Here is a 22,115-nt window from a genome sequence, read left to right on the forward strand (position 1 = left end):
TTATTGTAGAAATGAGGCAATTACTTTTGCTGCCTTTTTAATGCCCAGCAGTTTGGGAAAACAGGTTAATCACCACCACACCGGAAATGATCAGTGCAATCCCGATAAAAGCGGGCACATCCAGCGCCTGCTTAAAGATTACATAGCCTACGATTGCCGTAAGAACGATGCCTACTCCCGCCCAGATCGCATAGGCAATGCCTAAAGGAATGACTTTAATGACCTGAGACAGCAAATAAAACGCAATACAGAATAAAATGACTACAGCCAGAGATGGCCATAATCGGGTAAAGCCTTCTGACTTCACCAGAAATGTTGATCCAGTCACTTCGGCAATAATAGCCAACGCCAACAACAAATATGCCCATGAGACAGGATTCATTTTTTAAACTCCAAACAATTTTTCAATGATTGCTGTCGGGACGATCTGACATGATCAATCTTGAAAGATTTATTTTTCACAATTTTCTCTTCAAGGTGAAAGCTGATGTAAAAAATCCAGGGTTTTGACAAAGGTTTGCTGACTTTCCTTTTTGCCCATAAAAAACTGATATTCATGAATGAGCCAGGTTTTAGACTCTGGATAAAATATTTCAGTCACAGGAACCTGCTGTTCCTTCAAAGCTTTTACAAATGGTAGGGACTGAGTATCGGTCAGAAAATCCTTGTTCCCGCCACTGATGAACACTGGCGGATAAGACGGCGTAATATACTGAATCGGAGAAATCTGCTTTAAAAACTCGGCATCATGTTTACGCTCGCCGGTATAAGCCTGAATCAGGTTAAAGACACCCCATTCGATAATTTTCATTTCTTCAGGTGCTGTGCTGGCAAATGCTTCCAAGTCATAAATTCCACAATGCAAGATTAAACCTTTAAGCTGCGTAGGTTGCAGATGAGGCTGAATACCGGATTGGTCGGCAAATACAGGATTGGTCAAAAGCGCGGCGTAATGGCTGGCCATATTCGCCCCGGCAGAATCTCCGGCCAGATATAAGTTCTGGGCATCGATTTGGTAGGTGTCTGCATAGGTATCGAGAAATTCAAGTGCCTGATTGATCTGGTGTAACTGGCTTGGATAGGTCACTTGTGGCGCAAACTGATATTGCACGGATACCACGTTATAGCCCTGTGCCGCCAGCAGCTTGAAATAACCCCGTGCATGTTCTTTAGAACCTGAAATCCAGCCGCCGCCATGAATCCAGACAATGGTCGGTCGTGGGCCAATACTGGCAATATTCTGCGGCTGATACAGATCCAGAGATAATTTCTGTTGCGGCGCATAGGCAATATTCTGCTGCACGATAACCGCACTAGGTGCATAACGATCCATCACTTTTTGCTGCAAGCCTGTGGTCAGGTTAAAAGCACCGGCAATGACTTTACTGTTCTGTGCGGTCTGACAGCCGGAAAGAATAACTGAACTTATGAGCAAAAGATGAATGGCAAAAAACCTCAAAACAGTCCCCTATACATGATCTAAAAACAGGCTACGGCAGTTTAAACTATCCTGCTGCAAACAAGGACTATTCATCCTCTTATTTTTGATCACTAAAACTGCAATTCCGAGTTTTTTACTCTGTTTTTTTCATCACTTTTACATGAAAAATATTTGTAATTTAATGAGTTTTTTCAATTTTACCGCTTTTTTGCAATTGCACCCGCCACAGCACTGTGCTATCAATAAACCAAGCCTAAAAATCAGACAACCTGCGGAGAAAAGCCATGGCTTATCAACATATTTTAGTCCCAGTGGACGGTTCAGAAATTTCCTTTTCTGCAGTACAACATGCTGCCAAAATTGCCAAGGCATTCGGTAGTCAGCTTTCCCTGATCAGCCTGATCGCAGAAGATCCTTTTACCGAGGCTGATTTCTATTATAGCTCCTCCATCATGAAGGAATATTTTATCGAAGCACATGCCAATGCCAAAAAGGCCTTGAAAGAAGCCACTGCCATCGCAGCCGGTGAAGGTATTGAAGCGCAATCCCGCATTGTCACAGGTTTAGTCAATGCAGAGCATATTGCTGAAACCGCGGGTGAAGTGAAAGCAGACCTGATTGTTATGGGTTCTCATGGCCGTAAAGGCTTCCAGAAAATGATTCTGGGCAGCTTTGCACAAGATGTATTGGGTGCGAGTGAAATTCCCGTACTGATCGTGAAAAAATAATCCTGACGCTGCGCATCTTCAAGATGCGCAGTACTTGCTACTTTACATTTGAACCTCTAGCAAAACATGCTGTGGAGATTTACTCGCTCAACCCCCCCCCGCTTACTGCAATAATAAATATGAGGAAGCACCATGAATAACTATGATCATCTTCTCGTAGCACTCGATGAGTCCTCGATTTCCTATGCTGCCGCAGATCACGCCCTGGAACTGGCCAAAGTATTTCATAGCCATGTCACTTTACTCAGTGTGATTGCGGTAGATCCCTTTAAGGGCGTAGATTTTTACAAAGTTGCTCCAGCAGTCACAGATTACTTTATGCATGCAGAACAAAATGCACTTGATCGTTTAAATGAACTGAAACTGAACTTTGTTCGTGATGGCATCCAGGTGACGACAAAAATCCTGCATGGCATGGCACCGTCAGAAGGCATTATGCAGGCTGCAAATGAATCCCCGACCGATATGATCATTATGGGTTCACATGGTCGTAAAGGTCTGCAAAAACTTATGCTGGGCAGTGTCGCTCAGAATGTTCTGGCACTTTCCTCTATTCCAGTCCTCATCGTCAGACAATAAGATGCTTGATCAAAGCCTGTATGATGCAGGCTTTTAGCGAAGTTTTTGATTTAACTCACTTAAGAAAATTTCAGCATCAAGCTGGCTTTGAAATACTTTTTTGTATTCTCCGACCTGCTGAATGGAATGTGGCGTGTATTGAATAGAGATTTCAAGTAAGCCATTTTCAGGATTCTTGCTGACATGTACGGCAATAATATGCTGGCTATTTAAATAAAAACCATCTTCAATTTTCACTAACATATCTTGGACAACCTCTAGTAAGCGAATCTGTAGATCCCTTTACCTAGCTTACAGCTTAATAAACAAATACTCTTTTCCGTATAATCATACTGTAACACCCTTTAGTACTTACCTAAGCCTTTAGAGAAATTCAACTGTATTTAAAGCCAGCGTTTGAAATAAACAGGAAATAAAAAACCGGATCAGGTCGATCCGGTTTTTTATGAATATTGATGTTATACGCTGAGCATACTATTGAGTGTCTCAGACACATTTTTAGATTTAACCAGTGGCTTTAAGGTTTCAAGCTGTGCTTTCACTTCACTGCGTTGCGGTTCTGCCAAGGTATACCAGCGTGACAATACCTGTAGCAAACGTGAGCCCACGATCGGATTTTTCTCGTCCAGATATTTTGCCAGTCCAATAAAATGCTGCACGCCAAAGCTCCAGGTATTGACCGGATTAGCATTCAGCCCCCCGCTCACTGCACGGATACGGTTAGGCACCGCCAAATCATAATCCGGATGCTGGGTCAGATACGCAATCGTTGCATCCGTTGCTTTTGGATGTGCTGCCTGAACCATAAACCATTGGTCTAAAGACAAGGCTTCATCTTCAAAGCGGCTATAGAAATCTGCCAAAGCTTCTTCTGCTTGTGGTGCATCATTCCAGACCAAGACTTTCAGCGCACCCAAACGTTCAGACATATTGCCTGTATGATACTGCTCATAGGCCAAGTCAAAGGCAGATGCATCTCCCTGACGAGCCATCATCGTCAGCATGATGTTTCTTAAGGCGCGCACGCCCATTGCTTGCGAGAATTCAGATTGCAGATCAGGATCCAGATTAAGATAAGTTTCTTTCGCTGTTTCTCCAAAAGCACGTGCCAAGGTATGCAGCAAAGCCTCACGCTTTTCCTGAATCATGACCGGATTATAATCCTGATCAATACGGCTACCTAAATAACTTTCCGACGGTACATCAAACAGACGTGATGCCAACAGCGGATCTTTCTCAATCACATCCGGCAAGGTATTGAGCATAGCCTCGATATAAATTTCTGCAGGCTGGTCATCCAGCAAGATACGCTCGAGTAAGGTCTGAGTTGCTTGCCACTGGTTAAAACCATTGGTCTCGTATTGCAACAGGAAAGCCAGTTCTTTTTCTGAATAGTCAAAGTCCAGATTCACTGGTGCAGAGAAATTACGCAGCAAGGACACCACCGGTTTTGCTGTCACACCGCTAAATTCAATCGTGGCTTCATCCTGATCAAACAGATACACACCATCTTTGACGCCATTTTCAAAGAGTGCCTCAGAGTTCAGCGTTAGCTGCTCACCGGTTTCAGCATCAAACAATGCCAAAGCCACTGGAATGGGTACGGCTTTCAGATTTGGATATTTAGCATGGGTTTTCAGGCTTTGCTTAAAGCTGAGGCGATAGATTTGTGTCTCTACATCATATTCAGCTTTTGCTTGAAGTTTAGGTGTACCCGGCTGATTGTACCAGGTCAGGAAGTTTGAAAGATCCACACCTGAACCTGCTGTAAGCGCGGCCACCCAATCCTCAACTGTTACCGCCTGACCATCATGACGGCGGAAATATTCATCGGTTCCCTGACGGAATTTTTCCTTGCCAAGCAAGGTCGCCATCATGCGGTTAATTTCCGCACCTTTTTCATAAACAGTGGCAGTATAGAAGTTGTTAATTTCTACAAAATGATCCGGACGCGGTGGATGCGACAGCGGCCCTGAATCTTCCGGGAACTGATGCGCTTTGAGAACTGATACATCATCAATACGTTGTACCGCAGCCGACTGTAAATCTTCCGAGAAAGACTGGTCACGGAATACAGTCAAGCCTTCTTTCAAACATAACTGGAACCAGTCACGACAGGTAATCCGGTTACCAGTCCAGTTATGGAAATATTCATGTGCAATGACTGACTGCACTCGCATGATTGCGGCATCAGTGGTGTACTCTTCATCGGCCAGCACGCATGAAGTATTGAAGATATTCAGACCTTTATTTTCCATGGCACCCATGTTGAATGCACTGGTCGCCACGATCATGTAGTTATCCAGATCATAAGGCAGACCATAATGCTCCTCATCCCAGCGCATGGAATGTTTGAGCGCTTCCATGGCGATTTTGCATTTTGGAATATCTTTTTCTTCTGCATAGATTTCCAGAGCTACATTGCGGCCTTCCGATGTGACATAAGAATCTTTCATCACTGCCAAATCACCAATGACACAGGCGAACAAATAGCTCGGTTTCTTGGTCGGATCCTGCCAGATGGCATAATGACGATTGGCATCGACTTCACCTGTTTCCAGCAGGTTACCATTTGCAAGCAAAACCGGATATTTCTTATCTGCTTCGACACGCGTCGTAAAGACCGACAACACATCAGGACGGTCTGGATAGAAAGTAATTTTACGGAACCCTTCTGGTTCATTTTGGGTCACAAACAGATCTGAACTGGCCTGATATAAACCTTCCAGCATCGTATTACTTTCAGGGTGGATTTTAACCACAATTTCAAGCAACACTTGATCAGGTGCATTGGCAATGACCAGCTGTTCAGCATCCAAGTGGTAGTCACTGGCATTCAGGGTTTGACCATTTAACTTAATCGATTGCAGCTCTAGATCGCGGCCAAGCAGAACCAGATCGCCAGCAGTTTGGCGCTGCATCTCCAGCTTGCTGCTGACCAGACTGTGGTCACTATAGACTTGAATATTCAGGTCGATGGAATCAACAATAAAGGAAGGTTTTTGATAGTCTTTTAAATAAATGGTTTGATCCGCTTCGATCACCGGGTTTGCCGCAATATTCATGTCCTGTCCTAATCTTTTATCGTGTTCGACATTGTTCATGTCAAAATCATACGCCAAGTTTTAAACGCTGTCTGTGCATTTGTATTGTTAGATCTAATATGGGCATTTCATGCACCACTTTCAATGCATTCTGCCTAATTGAGCAGCACTCGACTCTACATAAGAAATATCTGTGCCATAAAAATAGTCAGGATCATAATTTCTGACATTTTCATAAATAACTGATTTAAAAATATATAATTTTATTTGCTGAGTACCGAATAAATTCTGATTAATAAATGAGCACACTTCTTGCTACAGTTAAACCGTGTTTTTCCACACTTCCAATGAAAGAATAATGATAACGATGATGAGGTGAGCCATGTATTTAAAACAGCATGTTGTACGGATCGAAAATATCAAAACTTTGCAGACCCTGGATCAGGCCAATATTGACCATAAAGTGATTGCCCTGTTGATGAGCTGTGAAGGCATTCCGCTTCAGGCCCATGAAGTGACTGCCATTCTCAACACCTACGATGCACTCGGTGCCAAAAAAGTGCCCTCTAAAAAGGTTCAGGCCTTAATTCATGCCAAACACCGCGGCGAGGAGGACGACACATTACCCTGCCCGGTTTAAAAAACGTCATTTCATGTTTTTAAAATCAGAGCTACTTCGGTAGCTCTTCTCTTGTTTGGGTGACTAATTTTGATTTAGAAAAATTGCACCAGTCCACTACGTTTGCATCTCATCAGCCGTGTATAATCAAATGCCCTTCCATTCTAGAGTTGCTCGCGACCATGGTATTCAGTGTTCTGCAAAAACAGCTTGATGAAAGTACTCACTGCCCATTGTGTAAGGCATCGATGTATTGGATTGAGGCAGAACAATATGATCAGGAGCTGAGCTATCATGAATGCAGCCATTGCCAGCATCAGCTTTACTCCGATCAAAAGCACAATTGTTATTGCGAACAATGTCTGGCGCAGCGTAAACGCATGCTCAAGGAAGTCCGTTTACAGGAAAACCGTCAATATCATAAAAAGCAGGATCGGCCGGTTCTTGAGCTGAATCAGCTCAGTTTTATCAATAAACTGTTTTTACTTGCGATTCTGGATGAACAGGTGCAGGAATATAGCCAACACCGTGAATATATTGACTGGCATCAAATTCGATATTATTCCATCAGTCCCAATTATCTGTTCCAACATGGTCTGGTGAAAAGCCTGATCCGGGATCAGGTTCTGATTCCCAAAGATCTCCAGCAGGAAAATCAGCATTATTATATTAATGTGCGACTGGATGGTTATTCTGAACCGACCCTGTTCAGTATCACCCAGCAGCTGCGCAACTGGTTTTATCAAAACCTGAGCCAAGGTGTGCCCTTTAAAAGTGCAGATGAAGTCAAAGATGCACTCTATTGCCTGCTATATGAAGAAATCATTCAGTTTGCCCAATTCTATTGCCGTAGCTGGAATGTGCAAATTGCCGGAAATCAGAGCTTTCAGACCTTTTGCTATCGTCTTTTGGATGTACTGGCTGTGGGTCAGATTTATTATCTGGTGCAGACCGGGCTGGAATATCTATATAAACAAAAAGCCCTCAAGCCCCGCAATGAAAACTTTATTAATACCAATCTGCTGAAAAAAACCTTGCAGCAGTACCGCGAACGTTCAGTTACAGAAAAATGGGAAACCTCTACCCTGCCGCGTCCACCGCAACTGGCATTCAGCAAGATGAGCGAAATCCTGTTTTATCGGTTTTTGGGCTATGATGAAAATATCTTCTTTCAGCCGGTGTGGCGTTCGTGGCACAAGATCGAACCTCGCCTGAAATTCTATTCCCAAAAACGTTGTATGCATTGCGGCTCACAGGAACTGTCGGTGGATTATGATGCCAGTGACTATGTCAGCCTGTTCTGTCGTAGCTGCAAGCATCAAGACCATTATTTTACCCGCTGACCGAATACAACGAATCTTTCTCTTATTCTAAATGACCATTATGACGACTTCTACGCAAGCACTACAGCAAACGCTTCTGGATCAGATCTGTGAGGCCTGGTTGAAACTTCAGCAACAGCAGCCCCTGGTGCATATCATGACCAATACGGTGGCCAGCAACTATGTCGCCAATATTGTACTGGCTGCGCATGCTTCTCCGGCCATGATCGACAATCCGTTTGAAGCTGAAAGTTTTGCCAAGATTGCAGCAGCAATCAGTCTGAATCTGGGTACACCGACGACAGAGCAGGTTCAGGCGATGCAGCTTGCTGCGAAAACTGCACATCAATTGCAAAAACCGTGGGTGCTTGATCCGGTCGGTTATGGAACAGTTCTGCGCTGGCGTTCTGGCGTCGTAGATCAGTTGATGCATTCCCAGCCTACGATTTTACGAGGCAATGCTTCTGAAATTGGTGCTTTGGCTGGCAAGCAGATCGAGTCCAAGGGTGTAGACAGCACAGTAGACAGTGCGGATGTTTATTTACAGGCGCGAAGTTTGCTGGATCATTGTGAATGTATCGCAATCTCCGGTGAATCTGATTATATTATTTCAAAAGACTTTCCTGTAATACAGGTGTCAGGTGGTTCTGCTTTACAGCCCCGAATCACGGCAATGGGATGTGCACTCGGTGCATTGATCGCTGCATATAGCTCAGTAACCTCTCCAGCCCTTGCCGCATTAACTGCGCATGTACATTTTGCAATTGCCGGTCAATTGGCATTTGAACGCGCACAACAGTTAGGCAGTTTTAATGTCGCCTTTCTAGATGAAATCCATCAGCTCAATACTGAAACAATCCGACAATACGCCAACTTTAAAATTCTGCCAGAATTCATTTAGTTTACGGATCACTTCATGGATGTTTATTCTCTTGAATAGATAAACGCCCCTCTTTAGATTGATCCTGCTCATTTGCTCTATTGATCTCCTTAAAAATGTTCTGTCTAGCTCTTTCGGAGATCATTTTTTGAGTCGTTTTATTCTGAACTGAGTAGGCTTCATACCACTTATCTAGCGATTTCCACACAAACGGTTTCCATTTTACTTAAGATCTGTTTGCATCATGCAAATCTAGTTCATGTGAATTGTAGTTTAATTTTTTGTCAGTATTTAAATATGACTTTTAAGTTTTGATTAACAGGTTACATAAATCAATATTTAAAGCCTGATCATGCTTATTTTTGATTGCTGATTTGACTTTTTCGGCTTTAAAATTTCAGTGCAATACTAGGATATTCAGCTCAATCGGGAACATGACTAATAGTATGAATAGACTAATAAAAATCAGTTCAAACAATGAGCTAACTTTGATTTCAATAAGTCAGCTTTACAAATATGCATTAAAAAAGCCAGCTGCCACTAAAGCAACTGACTTTTAAGATTTGAATAAATAACGTGTTTAAAACACCTGTTTAACCTGCGTAATGAATGCTGACCGACTTGATACGATTGCTTTCAATTTCAGTGACTTTGAACTGTACACCTTGATAATTTAACTCGGTGCCCACGTCAACCGTACTGTTGGTTTTATCCAGAATCAAACCCGCAACACTGATATAACCGGCATCTTCATCAATCAGATCAATCATGCCAAGTTCCAGTTCAAGCTGATAAAGATCTAACATGCCCGATGCAATCCAGTGCGTATCATCGATTTTAACTAGATCTAGCTGTTCATCAGCATCCGGGAATTCACCGGCAATTGCTTCAAACACATCTAGCGGTGAAATCAGACCCTGCACATTACCAAACTCATCACTCACCAAGACCAAAGAACCTTTAGAGGTACGCAAGGTATTGATTGCGTCAATAACTTTCATTTTTTCAAAGATATAAATTGGGCGATGACGTTTAATCAGTGCTTTTAATTCTTCCGGCTCTTCCAGTACATCCAATAATTCTTTGGCACGTACTACGCTAATCACCTTATCTAGGCTACCGCGACATACCGGGAACAGACTGTGTGGAACAGATAGAATTTTTTCACGGATCTGTTCTGGGCTATCTTCCAGATCAACCCATGAAATCTGACCGCGCGGCGTCATGATCGAAGCGACTGAACGCTCTGCAAGGGTAAGTACCCCACCAATCATATAGCGCTCTTCATCTGCAAAGGTTTCTTGTGCCTGATTATTTTGACTGTCGGTCGTCTCTAGCTTGCCACCCATTAACTTCAGGATCGAGTCAGCCGTACGATGACGCAAAGGAATCTTGGATTCATGTTTAGCAGCATTACGCTGACCAAACTGGTTAAATGCTTCAATTATGATCGCAACACCAATACCTGAATAGATATAGCCTTTAGGAATATGGAAACCAAAACCTTCTGCAATTAGACTGATACCAATCAAAAGTAGGAAGCTTAAACACAGAATCACCACGGTTGGATGACGGTTCACAAAATTGGTCAATGGTTTCGATGCCAATAGCATCACGCCCATTGCAACAATCATGGCAGCCATCATGACATAAATATTGTCGACCATACCAATGGCGGTAATCACTGAATCTAAAGAGAAAACAGCATCTAAAACAACAATCTGTGCAACAACAGCAGTGAAACTTGCATATACCACATTGGTAGACACTGTGACTTCAGGTTTACCTTCAATCTTTTCATGCAGCTCAGTAACGGCCTTATACACCAGGAACAAGCCACCAAATAACAAGATCAGGTCCCGACCGGAGAAGGTCCAGTCAAACACAGTAATCAATGGTTGTGTCAAAGTGACCAACCAGGCAATGGCAAATAACAGGCCTAGACGCATGAATAATGCGAGAGACAAACCAATAACACGTGCTTTATCGCGTTGTTCAGGAGGAAGTTTTTCAGCCAGAATGGCAATGAAGACTAGGTTATCAATACCTAAAACAATTTCAAGAATAATAAGAGTAATTAAACCTACCCAGATTCCGGGATCTAATAAAAATTCCATTAGAGAATGACCCCGTTCGAGTAAGCTAGAAATAGAGATGGAAGATCAACGCACGGCGAGGGATCCATTAAAATTTAACCTATGCAACTTAAGACTATTCCATTATGCATAAACTGAGTATTTTGTAATGTATTAATTTACAAAAAAATTACATGATCATGATTTTATTGAGACTTTTATGATCAACTGATTGATGCTGAAACTGATTAATTTTAATTTTTTCTACATCATTTATTCGAATTGAATTAAAAATAAACAGAATTTAGTTTGATTAGACCATTACTTTTAAGGTCACTTAAAGATTAGAGCATAAACTATTTTTTTATTGAAAGAACAATCACTTAAAAATATAGCTGTAAATAATCATTTACTATATTGACTAAAACCACTCAATCACCCTATATTTCTTAAATCGATTAATTTATTGAAATACAATTATTTGCATTAAAACCTATTCAGACAGGCTGCTTAAGAACAATAAAAAGTCTTGGAAAACATTTCTACTCACGAAATACATAATGAGGAATTAAATTTATACAAAATATTATCGCCTTTCATCCGATTTTAAAGAACAATCTTCGCGCCAGATAAGGCTCACATGCAGAACTGATCAACTCCTTGGGATGTTAAGCAAAACTAAAAAGTGTTAGCGCTTTAACATTTTTAAAATAAAGGTTGAAATATGCATAAACTTTTTCATAAAATGAACGGGCCCTAGAAAAATAAATACAAGGAACATTTCATGACTAAGAAATATGCAAAATTTTTGCCGTGTACGGAAGAATTTAATTTAGAAAACTTTCCATATTATTGGGTAACTCAGGTTCATGCTCAATACGTCGTTAATGTCGATCATGCACTAAAAAAGTATGGTGTTGACAATTCCCGCCGCCGCATCCTTCTTGCACTAAAAGCCAAACCGCATGCCAGTGTTTCTGATTTGTCAGAGATGGTTGTTTCTAAAATGTCGACCACGACTAAAATTGTCTACCGCTTAAAAGACGAAGGTCTGGTTGAAACCTATTCATGTGAGGATGACGCACGGATTACCCGAGTATTTTTGACTGACAAAGGCATGCAAATGACACATAAGATCAATGATCTGACCAATGTCGTACTGGAACAGTCATTTGAAGGCCTGACGCCTTTGCAAATTGAAAAAACCATGGAAAGTTTACGTCATATTTTCAAAAATTTAGCTCGTTAAAGACCTACTTTTTATTTTAAATAGACGCTGGCGAATTGGCGCATACTTTATAATAATTAATAATTCGCCAGAGCTTTCTAAAAATCAAAAAAGTTCAGTTGTGGACTGACTTTTTTGATTTTTTCTTTTGGTACATGTGAGCATTCAAAATCTTCTACCGGAAAGCCCTCTACAAAGCTACGAATATCCGGATGCCTTAGCGTTAGCCATTCTTGCAGTCGCTGCTGTGGAATCACAATAACCGAGCGTTTGATATTACCCGGCTCATGAAACTCCTTCATCATGGGATGGTCAATTGCATCCATGGTAATCATACTGGCAGAGCGTACAATTTCCCCTTGTACCCGAGCAATCTCATACACAGCTGCAATAAAAGTCGCCTGACCATCTTTACGTCTTACACCCCAACGCTGCGGTTTATTGTCAAAATATTTGGACTCATAAAATTCCGATACCGGAATGACGCCAAAATGACATTTGGCGGTGGCTTCAGCGAAGGTGGGCCTTTGCAGTAAGGTTTCATTTCTGGCGTTATAGGTCTTGGTACCTATAGTTTTGTCTTCTGCCCATTTCGGAATGAGTCCAAAATTCACGGAACGCCATTCCAGTCCTTGAGCTGAATGAAACAAAAGCGGTGTAGCATAATTGGGATAGACCTCCTCTGGATATTCAAAAGGAATTTCTGGCAATCCCAGATTATGCAACTGCTCTAAGGTTAAAGGCTTAAAATTGGCGCACATGGTTCATATATGTAAATCATTCGACCATAACATTATACCGTGATGCCAAGTCGAAGCCTGTCGTATTTCTATAGTTTTAGGCGCGTTGACTGTTATGAATTCGGTACCGTCAACCAATGTGTCCGGGTAAACTCTTCAAAAATCCAGCGACCATTGAAACGACCCAATCCTGAATTTTTCTCGCCGCCAAAGGGTGCATTTGACTGGTCTGCCACACTAATGCCATTAATATGTGTCATACCGATATCCAGTTGTGCGGCAAACGCGCTGCCTCGCTCGATGTTTGAGGTACATACTGCACTGGATAAACCAAACTCGGTCGCATTGGCCAGGTTTAAAGCATGTGCTTCATTCCGGGCTTTTAAGATAGGTAAAATCGGACCGAAGCTTTCTTGCTGCGCCAGATCGGAATCTTCCGCGACATCAATAAAAATATGCGGATAGACCAGATTCCCTTCAATTCCTCCTTCATACACCAGTTGTGCGCCCTGCTCGCTGCCTGTTTGAATGATCTGTTGATGCTTTTCAACCTGACTCTGATTAATGATCGGACCGATCACGGTATCTTCCAGATTTGGATCACCCACCGGAATCATTTTGATCCGATCCAGGAGCTTATCTACATAAGCATCATGGATAGAGGCATCGACAATGACCCGGTTAGTACTCATGCAAATTTGTCCCTGATGCATAAAACGCCCCATCAGCGTTAGTTCAACCGCAAGATCAAGATCGGCATCATCCAGAATGACCAAAGGTGCATTGCCACCCAGTTCAAGTGCCAGACGTTTGATTCTCGAACTGGCTAGAGCCTTACTGCCAACACTTTTTCCCACTTCGGTGGAGCCGGTAAATGAAATCATTTTCGGCACTGAATGCTCAACAAAATAATCCCCGATTTCACTGCCAGCACCGGCAACAATATTCAGTGCACCTGCAGGCAAACCTGCCTCTTCAAATAATTTACCAATTAAGGTGCCGCCAGTCACCGGGGTATCACTGGCCGGCTTCAATACAACGGTATTACCACAGGCAATTGCAGTCGCCACTGAGCGTAAGGATAAATGAAATGGAAAGTTCCATGGACTAATGACAGCAATCACGCCTAAGGGCTTGCGCAAAACCATACTTTTACGTGCCGGATCCTTACTTTCCAGCTGTTCTGTTTGGATCCAGTCTGGAAAAGCCAGACTTTCCTGAATGATGCCCAGAGCAGCATCCACCTCAACGCCGGCTTTAATGCGCGTACTGCCTGATTCAATAATGAGCCAGTCAATGATTTCGTCCCGACGCTGCTGAATGATCGCGATTAAATTTTGCAGCACTGTTTTACGTACTTCAATGGATTTCAAGCCCCCCTGCTGGAAAGCCTGCTCTGCTGCGGTATAAGCACTGTCGACATCGACAGAACTGGCAGCTGGCATACTAAAAATTTCGCTCTGGGTATAGGGGTTTATATTTTTTATTGTTCTGGTTGAAGTACCAGCTTGCCACTGACCATGAATAAACTGCTGGTCTAAATTTTGATATACCGTTGTCATTTTATTGTTTCCTCACATGCTTTGCCCCACTTTAAGAGTTCAACTGGAAAATTTCTAGTCAAAACAACGACGGCTTACCATTAGACAATAAAAAAGCCTCCGAAGAGGCTTTTTTAAGCTAGACAGGATTAGTCACCTGTATAACCTTTTAACTTTAAACGCGCTGCGTGCAGAAGCGGCTCGGTATAACCTGATGGCTGCTCACCACCTTTAAAAATCAGGTCAGATGCTGCCTGGAACGCAATATTGTTGGCAAAGTCAGCAGACATTGGCGTATACAGTGGATCATTGGCATTTTGCTCATCCACAATTTTCGCCATACGTTGCATCACTTCTTCTACTTGCTCACGACTTACGATACCGTGACGCAACCAGTTCGCAACGTGTTGTGAAGAAATACGTAGAGTCGCACGATCTTCCATTAAACCGACATCATTGATGTCTGGCACTTTAGAACAACCTACACCCAAATCTACCCAACGAACGACATAACCCAAGATACCTTGACAGTTATTTTCGAGTTCTTTGGTTTTTTCTTCTTCAGACCAGTTGGTGTCTTTCGCCAATGGCGGTGTCAACAAATCATCCAGAGATAAAGGTTGAGTCGACAATAGCTCTTGCTGACGGTCTGCAACATTAATCTGGTGATAGTGAATCGCGTGAATCACCGCACCTGTAGGTGATGGAACCCATGCACAGCTCGCCCCCGCTTCAGGATGTTCAGTTTTCGTTTTGTACATGTCAAGCAGCATGTCTGGCTTTGGCCACATGCCTTTACCAATCTGTGCTTTACCACGTAAACCTGCTTGCAGACCAATCATCACGTTACGGTTTTCATAAGCCGGGAACCAGATTTGGCCTTTTACTTCGCCTTTACGAACGAATGGACCAGCTTCCATAAAGGTATGGATTTCGTCACCAGTACGGTCCATGAAACCTGTATTGATGAAGATAGTACGATCTTTGGCTTGTGCAATACAGTTCTTCAAGTTCACAGAAGTACGGCGTTCTTCATCCATAATCCCGATTTTTAAAGTTTTTGCAGGTAAGCCGAGTGCCTGTTCTGCACGTTCAAACAATTCAACGGCAAATGCCACTTCTTCAGGACCATGCATTTTCGGCTTAACGATATACATTGAACCTTGACGCGAGTTCTTGATGGTGTTTTCACCTTTGATGTCTGCAAAAGACAATAATGGCGTAACCAATGCATCCATGATGCCTTCATAGATTTCTGCGCCATCTACCAGAATCGCAGGGTTTGTCATTAAATGACCAACATTACGCAGCAACATCAATGAACGGCCGTGAACTTTAGTTTCACCACCTTCTACATTTTTGAAAGTACGGTCTTCATTCAGTTTACGGGTAACAGTTTTACCGTTTTTCTCAATAGACTCTTCTAAAGTACCTTTCATCAGGCCTAACCAGTTACGGTAGCCTTCCACTTTTTCTTCAGCGTCAACGGCTGCAATCGAGTCTTCCAAGTCCTGAATGGTCGTAACCGCAGCTTCAAGAACCACATCTTTTACACCAGCGGCATCAGTTTGGCCAATCGGGCTACTGGCATTAATTTGCACAATAGCGTGCAGGCCATTATTTTTAAATACGATTTCAGTCGGTGCTGAAGCTTCGCCATTGTAGCCAACGAATTTAGCCGCATCTGCCACAGTTGTTTTTGAACCATCTTTTAGGGTAACAACCAGTGCATTAGCTTCAACTGCGTATTGAGTTGCGTCTGCATGCGAACCTTGTGCGAATGGGAAAGTTTCGTCGAGGAAATTCTTGGCAAATGCGACAACTTTTTCACCACGTTTCGGGTTATAGCCTTTGCCTTTTTCCGCACCATCTTCTTCAGAGATGACGTCGAAACCATAAAGTGCATCGTACAAAGAACCCCAACGTGCGTTTGCAGCGTTCAAGCAGTAACGTGCATTACGTACCGGTACAACCAACTGTGGACCTGCCAGTACTGCAATTTCTTCGTCTACGTTTTGAGTGCTGATTTGAAAATCTTCTACTTCTGGTAACAAGTAGCCAATTTCAGTCAAGAAAGCTTTGTAAGCTTGTAATTCAAATGTGTTATTGCGGTGCCATTCATCAATTTTCGCCTGAATGTCATCACGCTTAGCCAAAAGTGCTTTATTTTTAGGGCTAAGATCAACAACGACTTGTTCAAAGTTTTTCCAGTATGTTTCGCTGTCTAAACCAGAACCTGGTAGTGCTTCATTTTCGATGAAATCGTAAAGTTCTTTAGCAATCGCTAACTTGCCTTTTTGAATACGTGCAGTCATTGTCTTTCCTGATATTGCTACTTTTTATACAAGAGATTCTAGTATACCGATTAAAATCTAGCTGAATAGTATTATCACATTGCTAAATACTGAGCATTTTTTCCAATATGAATACCCTCATAAACATATTTGATCTTTCTCAGTTACAAATAGATATCATTCTGCTAAATACCCTAATGACAGTGTATAAAGTTTTCGAAATGTAGAAATTAGACTTAAGTTCAGATTTTCGAGTAAAAATTATGCATTCTAGTTATACACGATCATATTTAGATCAAGATTAAGCCATGTTTGATCAGGCTTGTCGATAATTTAAGTACCTATTTTTATAAAAAAAGCGCTGGTGAATGACCAGCGCTTTTATTCTTACTCTCCGTTCACAGAAGCGATTTTCTCAATCTGGCGATGTTCAGAATTTAGGTATTCATCCGACTGCATTTCTAGTAAACGGGAACGGGTCCGTTCAATTTCAAAGGCCAGTTTCTCACCTTGATAAATATCCACGATATTATCTTCCGAGGTTAAGAGCAACTTGACGCCGCGGTCATAAAATTCATCCACCAGATAAATAAAACGGCGTGTTCCATCATTCAGAAAATCGGTCAGGTGCGGCACATTGCTGACCAAAACCGTATTATAAATATTGGCGATTTCAATAAAATCAGCCGGACTACGTGGCTTTAAACACAGTTCAGAGAACTCGCACCACAATACATCTTCAGTATGTGACACGGTTTCAACAATACGGTTGTTGATAATAATCGGCTCTTCAGAACAGGTCTGAGTCTGGGTCAAGGCGCTAAAACGTTGAGCAATCCAGTTTTTATGATCATGTGTTAACGGGAATTTAAACAGTTGTGCCTGTTTCAAAACCCGTAGACGGTAATCGACTCCGGCATCGACATTTAAGACCACACAGTTTTTCTTGACCAGTTCGATGGTAGGCATAAAACGGTCACGGTGAATGCCGTTCTTATATAAACCGTCCGGTGCGATATTCGAAGTAGCGACCAAGGTGATACCACGTTCAAACAGCTTCTGGAACAGATCGCTCAGGATCATTGCATCCGTCACGTTAGACACAAAAAATTCATCAAAACAGATGATGACCGCTTCTTTATAAATTCGATCCGCCACGATATCTAGCGGATTACGCTGTCCGGATAATTTGTTTAACTCACGATGCACATGCTGCATAAAATGGTGAAAATGCATCCTGGTTTTACGGCGAAACGGAATCGAATCGTAAAACTGATCCATTAACCAAGTTTTTCCACGCCCCACACCACCCCACATGTACACCCCTTTCGGAGATGTCTGACGGCGAAAGCGGCGAAATGCTTTTTTCGATGCCTTAAAACGCTGAATCAATTCCAGCCAGACACGATTCAGTTCATGTACTGCCATTGCCTGTGCTTCATCAGGCATAAACTGTCCCGAAGAGATCGCTTGTGCATAACGTTCTGCAGGAGAAATCGGACTAAAAGCGGTGCTGTGCTGTGAATTAAAATCGGACATAGAATTTCGTACTATTTGGGATCAATTTAATTATAGCGGAGTTTAATCAACACGCTATAACACTTTGGCATAAACAAGCTTAGGCTATTTTATATATTGCCGAGGACTTTGCCCAAACCAGCGTTTAAAGGCATGGTTAAAAGCAGCCGGCTCGGAATAGCCTAATAATTCTGCAATCATTTCAATCGAATACTGTTTGTATTCAATCAGTCGCAAAGCTTTATCTTTAATAATTTCTTCGCGAATCTGCTTATAACTGGTATCACACTGCTGTAACTGATGCCGTAAGGTTCGTTCCGGGATATTCAGCGCTTGTGCTGTTTCAGCCATGCTCGGCATCAGGCCGCTTTGGATTTCCAGATAATCCTGCACGCGCTGCACCACAGTCGGCGTCTGCTCATCCTGTTGCAAACGTTCCAGTTCAGCCAGACATTTGGCTTCATAAACGGCAAAAGTCACCGCATCCGCAGAGGGAATTTTAATATCCAGCACTGCTTCATCAAACCAGAATGCTGCCCGAGATGCATCAAACTGTACCTGTGTTCCATAATAATCATGGTAGACCTTTAAGGTAGTCAGATCTTCTGGATAGGCAAATGGCAACTCGATCCGCAAATCAGGTTTGGATAAGCCCATCAATTTGTAAATTTCCCGGATAAACTTAAACGTCCCGGAAATCTCCGCCTGTGCCAGCAACATTCCCAAATGATCATCTTGCTGCTTGGCCCGATAACACAGCGCGCTATGATGCTCGCTTTGCTGCAAGGCCAACTGACCGGTCAGATGCTTCAACTGCTGAAAACGGATCACCTGATTCAGTGCATCACGTACCGTAGGACTGGTCACCAGCAACATGAGTAAGGGACCATAACCTGCCAAAGCATAATGCTGGCCAATCAATAATCCCTGTTCAGGTTGGATTTCCTGTCCTACCACCTTAAGCACATCATGTTCCAGACTCGGATGGATCACCGAGCTTGGATCAAAGGCATCTACACGCAGTCCAATGTTTTGCAGTTTCTGATCGACTTCCATGCCAGCCTTGCGCATCCCTTGAATCAAATACATCAGACTGAGAACAGAACGTTTCATAACCATACAAATACAATGTGATTGCTCTAGTTGTACTATAAAAATAATGTGTCGGCTATTGCCGTTTAGATCAATTTTCTGTCTAATCACCAAGGAGCAAATTACGATAAATATCCAACATTAAAATAAGTAAGGAATGTACTGATGCTAGATCATGCCACCGCTACACGCTCCCCCCCTCATACCAAAGTTGCCATTATTGGAGCTGGTTTCGGCGGTATTGCCATGGCAATACGTTTACAACAGCATGGTATTTATGACTTTATTATTCTGGAAAAAGGGAGCGATTTTGGCGGAACTTGGCGGGACAATCAGTACCCTGGAGCAGCCTGTGACGTGCAATCACATTTGTATTCCTTGTCATTTGCTCCAAAAAGTAATTGGTCCAAGCGTTATGCGGAAGCACCCGAGATATTTTCTTATATTCAGGATCTGGTGACCGATTATAACCTGCGTGCTTTTTGCCGTTTAAATACCGAGGTACTGGCAGCGCATTACCAGGCAGAACGCTGTCTATGGCAATTACAGCTACAGGATCAAAGTATCCTTGAAGCCCAGTTCGTTATCTTCGCTTCTGGGCCATTGCATATCCCCCAAATTCCACATATTCCTGGTATTGAGAAATTCCAAGGTAAAGTCTTTCATTCTGCGCAATGGGATCACACTTATGATGTGACTGGCAAAAATGTCGCATCGATTGGTACAGGTGGCAGTGCCATTCAATATATTCCAGAAATTGCCCCGAAATGCAAACAACTGTATGTCATGCAACGTACTGCGGCTTGGGTCATTCCTCGGGATGAACGTGCCTACCCGAATCTTGAAAAGAAACTCTTTAAAAAATATGACTGGTTTAGAAAGCTACACCGTGCCCGCCTGTATTGGTCAAATGAATCGCGTGTGGTACCGATTGTCAAACCGGGCATTATGAAATTCACCCAAAAACTGGCAGAACTATTCATTAAATATGAGGTCAAAAACCCTGAATTGGCCAAAAAACTAACTCCCGATTACATCATGGGCTGCAAACGTATTCTGGTTTCAAATAAATACTTCCCGACGTTTAACCGCCATAATGTGGAACTGGTGACCGAGAAGATTCAGGAACTGACTGAACACAGTATCATTACACAAGATAGAAAAGAGCGGCCGATTGACTGTCTGATTTATGGCACCGGATTCATTACCGATCCACGTATCTATATGAAGAATTTTCAATGTACCGGGCTTGATGGCGTAGAACTGAATGAAATGTGGAAACAAGGTGCTGAAAGCTATTATGGAATTTGCGTGAAAGACTTTCCAAACCTGTTTCAGTTACCGGGGCCAAATACCCTATTGGCACACAACTCTGTCATTTTTATGATTGAGGCACAAGTTGAATATATTTTGCAATTGATGCAACTGGTCGATCAATCCCAAAGTGATGCCATCATGGTCAAAGACCAGGCACAGGATACATTTAATCAGCAGGTACAACATATGTTTGAAAAGACCGTGTGGCAATCTGGCTGTGTCAGCTGGTATCAGCAGGAAGGCGGCAAGAACTTTGCCTTATGGCCAACTTATACCTGGAAATACTGGCTCAAAACAAAAAAACCAAATGTCGCAGATTATCGATTATTGAATAAAGTCGCCTAAAAGCTTTTTACCATCTGACATCAAGCGGTGGCATAATTTATAGGTAATTTTTTCAATCCATTAAATTTATGCAATCGCTTTGGCTTATCTTTCAGCTTTTATTCTGTCTAGCACTCGGTTTTGCCATGGCAAAACGAATTCCACTTTCGATTATTAAAATCTGTTTCAAGCTATTACCCTATTTTAGCTACGTTTTATTGATTGCAATTGCCTTTGAATTTTCACAACTGGTAGATGAATTACAGCATCCCCTACAGATTTTAAGTACGTCGATCAGTATTGCCTTTCTGACCTCGCTCGGTGCTTTTGCATTTTGTTATCTACTATTTAAATGGGCAGGTTATCTTCCTAGTTCTGGTCGGGTATCCGTCGATCTGGTAGTTAAATCCTTGCTGAATATGAGCTATGCCTTTTTGGCTCTCGCAGGTGGATACTTTTTACATGCGGGCTTGAGTCTGTTTGATCTATCCTTGCAAATCAGCACCTGGCATTTGTTGCTGGTATTTATGTTCATGATTGGCCTGGATCTGGCTTATTCACCTTTAGATCGTTCCTGGTTAAATTTTAAAATTCTCTTAGTTCCAATCGGTTGTATTTTCGGTTCATTATTCGCGGTCATGCTTTATTCATTCTGGAACACCGACATCAGTCTGAAAGATTTGATCATGCTGTCACAAGGCTATGGATTTTACTCAATGTCAGGCGTTGTCGTGACAGAACTCAGAAATGCAGAACTCGGCAGTATCGCGCTGATGAATGACCTGTTTAGAGAAATTTTCGCCATCTTACTGATGTATTGTCTGGGCTGGAGATATCCAAGGTCGGCCATTTCCGCCGCGGGGGCAACTGCAATGGATGTGACTTTACCGATGGTTAAACAGGCTTGCGGGCATGATTTTATTCCACATGCTATGGTCAGTGGTTTTATTTTGTCACTGTTAGCACCAGTCACGGTGAGTGTACTGGCAGCGATTTAATTGTTTTATCGCTTTCTCAATCTCACTAAATCCCTTTTTTATAAAGAGGGACCTCTCCTCCTTGAGTAAGCTCTAAACCAGAATCTTAAAACGAAGCACAAGCAAGAAGGCCGGGAGGGCTGACTAAAACTTAAATCAATATCACTTAAGGCATCGCCTACTGTTTCAATAACATCCGAAGCAAGACTGATGGCATCAGATGCCAAACTGACCACATCGATCCCCGCTGTCCGATCTGCTGAGCTTGCCTGCTGTTGTTGCTATTCTTGTTGCTTAAGCTGTTCCGCCTGTTGAATATTTTGAATCACGTCATTCTGTACTTTTTCTAATTGTGGTTCAGATGAAGTCATCATTTTTCCTTTTTATTTTATAACC

Annotated in this window: 18 protein-coding genes; 8 read left to right on the forward strand and 10 right to left on the reverse strand. The window is 42.4% G+C overall.

The genetic code is table 11. The features are described from left to right. Positions 1 to 37: 37 nt before the first annotated feature. Both ACP7AK_RS10310 and ACP7AK_RS10315 read right to left on the reverse strand, forming a co-directional pair. Positions 38 to 382, reverse strand: coding sequence for an SMR family transporter (locus ACP7AK_RS10310; RefSeq protein ID WP_195725869.1), 345 nt, complete (start codon positions 380 to 382; stop codon positions 38 to 40). A gap of 90 nt (positions 383 to 472) precedes the next feature. Further along, positions 473 to 1,459 carry an alpha/beta hydrolase gene (locus ACP7AK_RS10315; protein WP_425879840.1) on the reverse strand — a complete coding sequence of 329 codons (987 nt, stop codon included), beginning with the start codon at positions 1,457 to 1,459 and terminating at the stop codon, positions 473 to 475. Between the two features lie 266 nt (positions 1,460 to 1,725). On the opposite strand from ACP7AK_RS10315, the gene ACP7AK_RS10320 reads away from it, so the two are divergent. Together ACP7AK_RS10320 and ACP7AK_RS10325 are read left to right on the forward strand one after the other, a co-directional pair. Further along, complete coding sequence (locus tag ACP7AK_RS10320) at positions 1,726 to 2,169, forward strand: universal stress protein (RefSeq protein ID WP_425879841.1); 444 nt, start codon at positions 1,726 to 1,728, stop codon at positions 2,167 to 2,169. Between the two features lie 132 nt (positions 2,170 to 2,301). Further along, positions 2,302 to 2,748, forward strand: coding sequence for a universal stress protein (locus ACP7AK_RS10325; RefSeq protein ID WP_004278835.1), 447 nt, complete (start codon positions 2,302 to 2,304; stop codon positions 2,746 to 2,748). 33 nt (positions 2,749 to 2,781) lie between these two features. Here the strand turns inward: ACP7AK_RS10325 and ACP7AK_RS10330 are convergent, their stop codons facing one another. Both ACP7AK_RS10330 and pepN read right to left on the reverse strand, forming a co-directional pair. Beyond that, a complete protein-coding gene (locus ACP7AK_RS10330) occupies positions 2,782 to 2,991 on the reverse strand; it encodes a hypothetical protein (protein ID WP_004278836.1) in 210 nt (69 codons plus the stop codon). A gap of 215 nt (positions 2,992 to 3,206) precedes the next feature. After that, entirely contained in the window at positions 3,207 to 5,813 is a 2,607-nt protein-coding gene (gene pepN / locus ACP7AK_RS10335; protein WP_425879842.1) for an aminopeptidase N, read from the reverse strand. A gap of 361 nt (positions 5,814 to 6,174) precedes the next feature. Between pepN and ACP7AK_RS10340 the strand changes: the two genes are divergently transcribed. The 3 genes from ACP7AK_RS10340 (at position 6,175) to thiM (ending at position 8,634) form a co-directional block, all read left to right on the forward strand. Further along, positions 6,175 to 6,432, forward strand: a complete 258-nt coding sequence (locus ACP7AK_RS10340; protein WP_004278839.1) for a hypothetical protein — start codon at positions 6,175 to 6,177, stop codon at positions 6,430 to 6,432. 161 nt (positions 6,433 to 6,593) lie between these two features. Further along, on the forward strand, positions 6,594 to 7,754 hold the full coding sequence (locus tag ACP7AK_RS10345; RefSeq protein ID WP_005106588.1) for a hypothetical protein: 1,161 nt from the start codon (positions 6,594 to 6,596) through the stop codon (positions 7,752 to 7,754). Between the two features lie 31 nt (positions 7,755 to 7,785). Further along, positions 7,786 to 8,634 carry a hydroxyethylthiazole kinase gene (thiM, locus tag ACP7AK_RS10350; protein ID WP_425879843.1) on the forward strand — a complete coding sequence of 283 codons (849 nt, stop codon included), beginning with the start codon at positions 7,786 to 7,788 and terminating at the stop codon, positions 8,632 to 8,634. 572 nt (positions 8,635 to 9,206) lie between these two features. Here the strand turns inward: thiM and ACP7AK_RS10355 are convergent. After that, a complete protein-coding gene (locus ACP7AK_RS10355) occupies positions 9,207 to 10,730 on the reverse strand; it encodes a TerC family protein (RefSeq protein ID WP_243474556.1) in 1,524 nt (507 codons plus the stop codon). Between the two features lie 742 nt (positions 10,731 to 11,472). On the opposite strand from ACP7AK_RS10355, the gene ACP7AK_RS10360 reads away from it, so the two are divergent. Further along, entirely contained in the window at positions 11,473 to 11,937 is a 465-nt protein-coding gene (locus tag ACP7AK_RS10360) for a MarR family winged helix-turn-helix transcriptional regulator (protein ID WP_004278843.1), read from the forward strand. Between the two features lie 77 nt (positions 11,938 to 12,014). Here the strand turns inward: ACP7AK_RS10360 and ACP7AK_RS10365 are convergent, their stop codons facing one another. The 5 genes from ACP7AK_RS10365 to ACP7AK_RS10385 form a co-directional block, all read right to left on the reverse strand. Beyond that, the gene (locus ACP7AK_RS10365; protein ID WP_425879844.1) at positions 12,015 to 12,677 is read right to left on the reverse strand and encodes an SOS response-associated peptidase family protein; all 663 of its coding nucleotides are present in this window, start codon (positions 12,675 to 12,677) and stop codon (positions 12,015 to 12,017) included. Between the two features lie 92 nt (positions 12,678 to 12,769). Further along, on the reverse strand, positions 12,770 to 14,218 hold the full coding sequence (locus tag ACP7AK_RS10370; protein WP_425879845.1) for an aldehyde dehydrogenase family protein: 1,449 nt from the start codon (positions 14,216 to 14,218) through the stop codon (positions 12,770 to 12,772). 128 nt (positions 14,219 to 14,346) lie between these two features. After that, positions 14,347 to 16,512, reverse strand: a complete 2,166-nt coding sequence (locus ACP7AK_RS10375; protein ID WP_425879846.1) for a malate synthase G — start codon at positions 16,510 to 16,512, stop codon at positions 14,347 to 14,349. A 366-nt stretch (positions 16,513 to 16,878) separates the two neighbouring features. After that, positions 16,879 to 18,030, reverse strand: coding sequence for a cell division protein ZapE (gene zapE, locus ACP7AK_RS10380; RefSeq protein ID WP_005252217.1), 1,152 nt, complete (start codon positions 18,028 to 18,030; stop codon positions 16,879 to 16,881). An 84-nt stretch (positions 18,031 to 18,114) separates the two neighbouring features. Continuing rightward, complete coding sequence (locus ACP7AK_RS10385) at positions 18,115 to 19,122, reverse strand: helix-turn-helix domain-containing protein (protein ID WP_425879847.1); 1,008 nt, start codon at positions 19,120 to 19,122, stop codon at positions 18,115 to 18,117. A gap of 144 nt (positions 19,123 to 19,266) precedes the next feature. Here ACP7AK_RS10385 and ACP7AK_RS10390 point away from each other — a divergent pair, with 144 nt between their 5' ends. Further along, entirely contained in the window at positions 19,267 to 20,763 is a 1,497-nt protein-coding gene (locus ACP7AK_RS10390; protein WP_425879848.1) for a flavin-containing monooxygenase, read from the forward strand. A gap of 68 nt (positions 20,764 to 20,831) precedes the next feature. Next, entirely contained in the window at positions 20,832 to 21,740 is a 909-nt protein-coding gene (locus tag ACP7AK_RS10395) for a lysine exporter LysO family protein (RefSeq protein WP_253172799.1), read from the forward strand. The last annotated feature ends 375 nt before the right edge of the window (positions 21,741 to 22,115 follow it).

The organism is Acinetobacter sp. TWP2-2-3 (assembly GCF_049896445.1).
In the GTDB taxonomy this organism is placed as follows: domain Bacteria; phylum Pseudomonadota; class Gammaproteobacteria; order Pseudomonadales; family Moraxellaceae; genus Acinetobacter.

Coding starts and splice junctions, on each gene's coding strand:
- ACP7AK_RS10310 (WP_195725869.1), bottom strand. CDS start 382: ATGAATCCTGTCTCATGGGCATATTTGTTGTTGGCGTTGGCTATTATT.
- ACP7AK_RS10320 (WP_425879841.1), top strand. CDS start 1,726: ATGGCTTATCAACATATTTTAGTCCCAGTGGACGGTTCAGAAATTTCC.
- ACP7AK_RS10325 (WP_004278835.1), top strand. CDS start 2,302: ATGAATAACTATGATCATCTTCTCGTAGCACTCGATGAGTCCTCGATT.
- ACP7AK_RS10330 (WP_004278836.1), bottom strand. CDS start 2,991: ATGTTAGTGAAAATTGAAGATGGTTTTTATTTAAATAGCCAGCATATT.
- pepN (WP_425879842.1), bottom strand. CDS start 5,813: ATGAATATTGCGGCAAACCCGGTGATCGAAGCGGATCAAACCATTTAT.
- ACP7AK_RS10340 (WP_004278839.1), top strand. CDS start 6,175: ATGTATTTAAAACAGCATGTTGTACGGATCGAAAATATCAAAACTTTG.
- ACP7AK_RS10345 (WP_005106588.1), top strand. CDS start 6,594: ATGGTATTCAGTGTTCTGCAAAAACAGCTTGATGAAAGTACTCACTGC.
- thiM (WP_425879843.1), top strand. CDS start 7,786: ATGACCATTATGACGACTTCTACGCAAGCACTACAGCAAACGCTTCTG.
- ACP7AK_RS10355 (WP_243474556.1), bottom strand. CDS start 10,730: ATGGAATTTTTATTAGATCCCGGAATCTGGGTAGGTTTAATTACTCTT.
- ACP7AK_RS10360 (WP_004278843.1), top strand. CDS start 11,473: ATGACTAAGAAATATGCAAAATTTTTGCCGTGTACGGAAGAATTTAAT.
- ACP7AK_RS10365 (WP_425879844.1), bottom strand. CDS start 12,677: ATGTGCGCCAATTTTAAGCCTTTAACCTTAGAGCAGTTGCATAATCTG.
- ACP7AK_RS10370 (WP_425879845.1), bottom strand. CDS start 14,218: ATGACAACGGTATATCAAAATTTAGACCAGCAGTTTATTCATGGTCAG.
- ACP7AK_RS10375 (WP_425879846.1), bottom strand. CDS start 16,512: ATGACTGCACGTATTCAAAAAGGCAAGTTAGCGATTGCTAAAGAACTT.
- zapE (WP_005252217.1), bottom strand. CDS start 18,030: ATGTCCGATTTTAATTCACAGCACAGCACCGCTTTTAGTCCGATTTCT.
- ACP7AK_RS10385 (WP_425879847.1), bottom strand. CDS start 19,122: ATGAAACGTTCTGTTCTCAGTCTGATGTATTTGATTCAAGGGATGCGC.
- ACP7AK_RS10390 (WP_425879848.1), top strand. CDS start 19,267: ATGCTAGATCATGCCACCGCTACACGCTCCCCCCCTCATACCAAAGTT.
- ACP7AK_RS10395 (WP_253172799.1), top strand. CDS start 20,832: ATGCAATCGCTTTGGCTTATCTTTCAGCTTTTATTCTGTCTAGCACTC.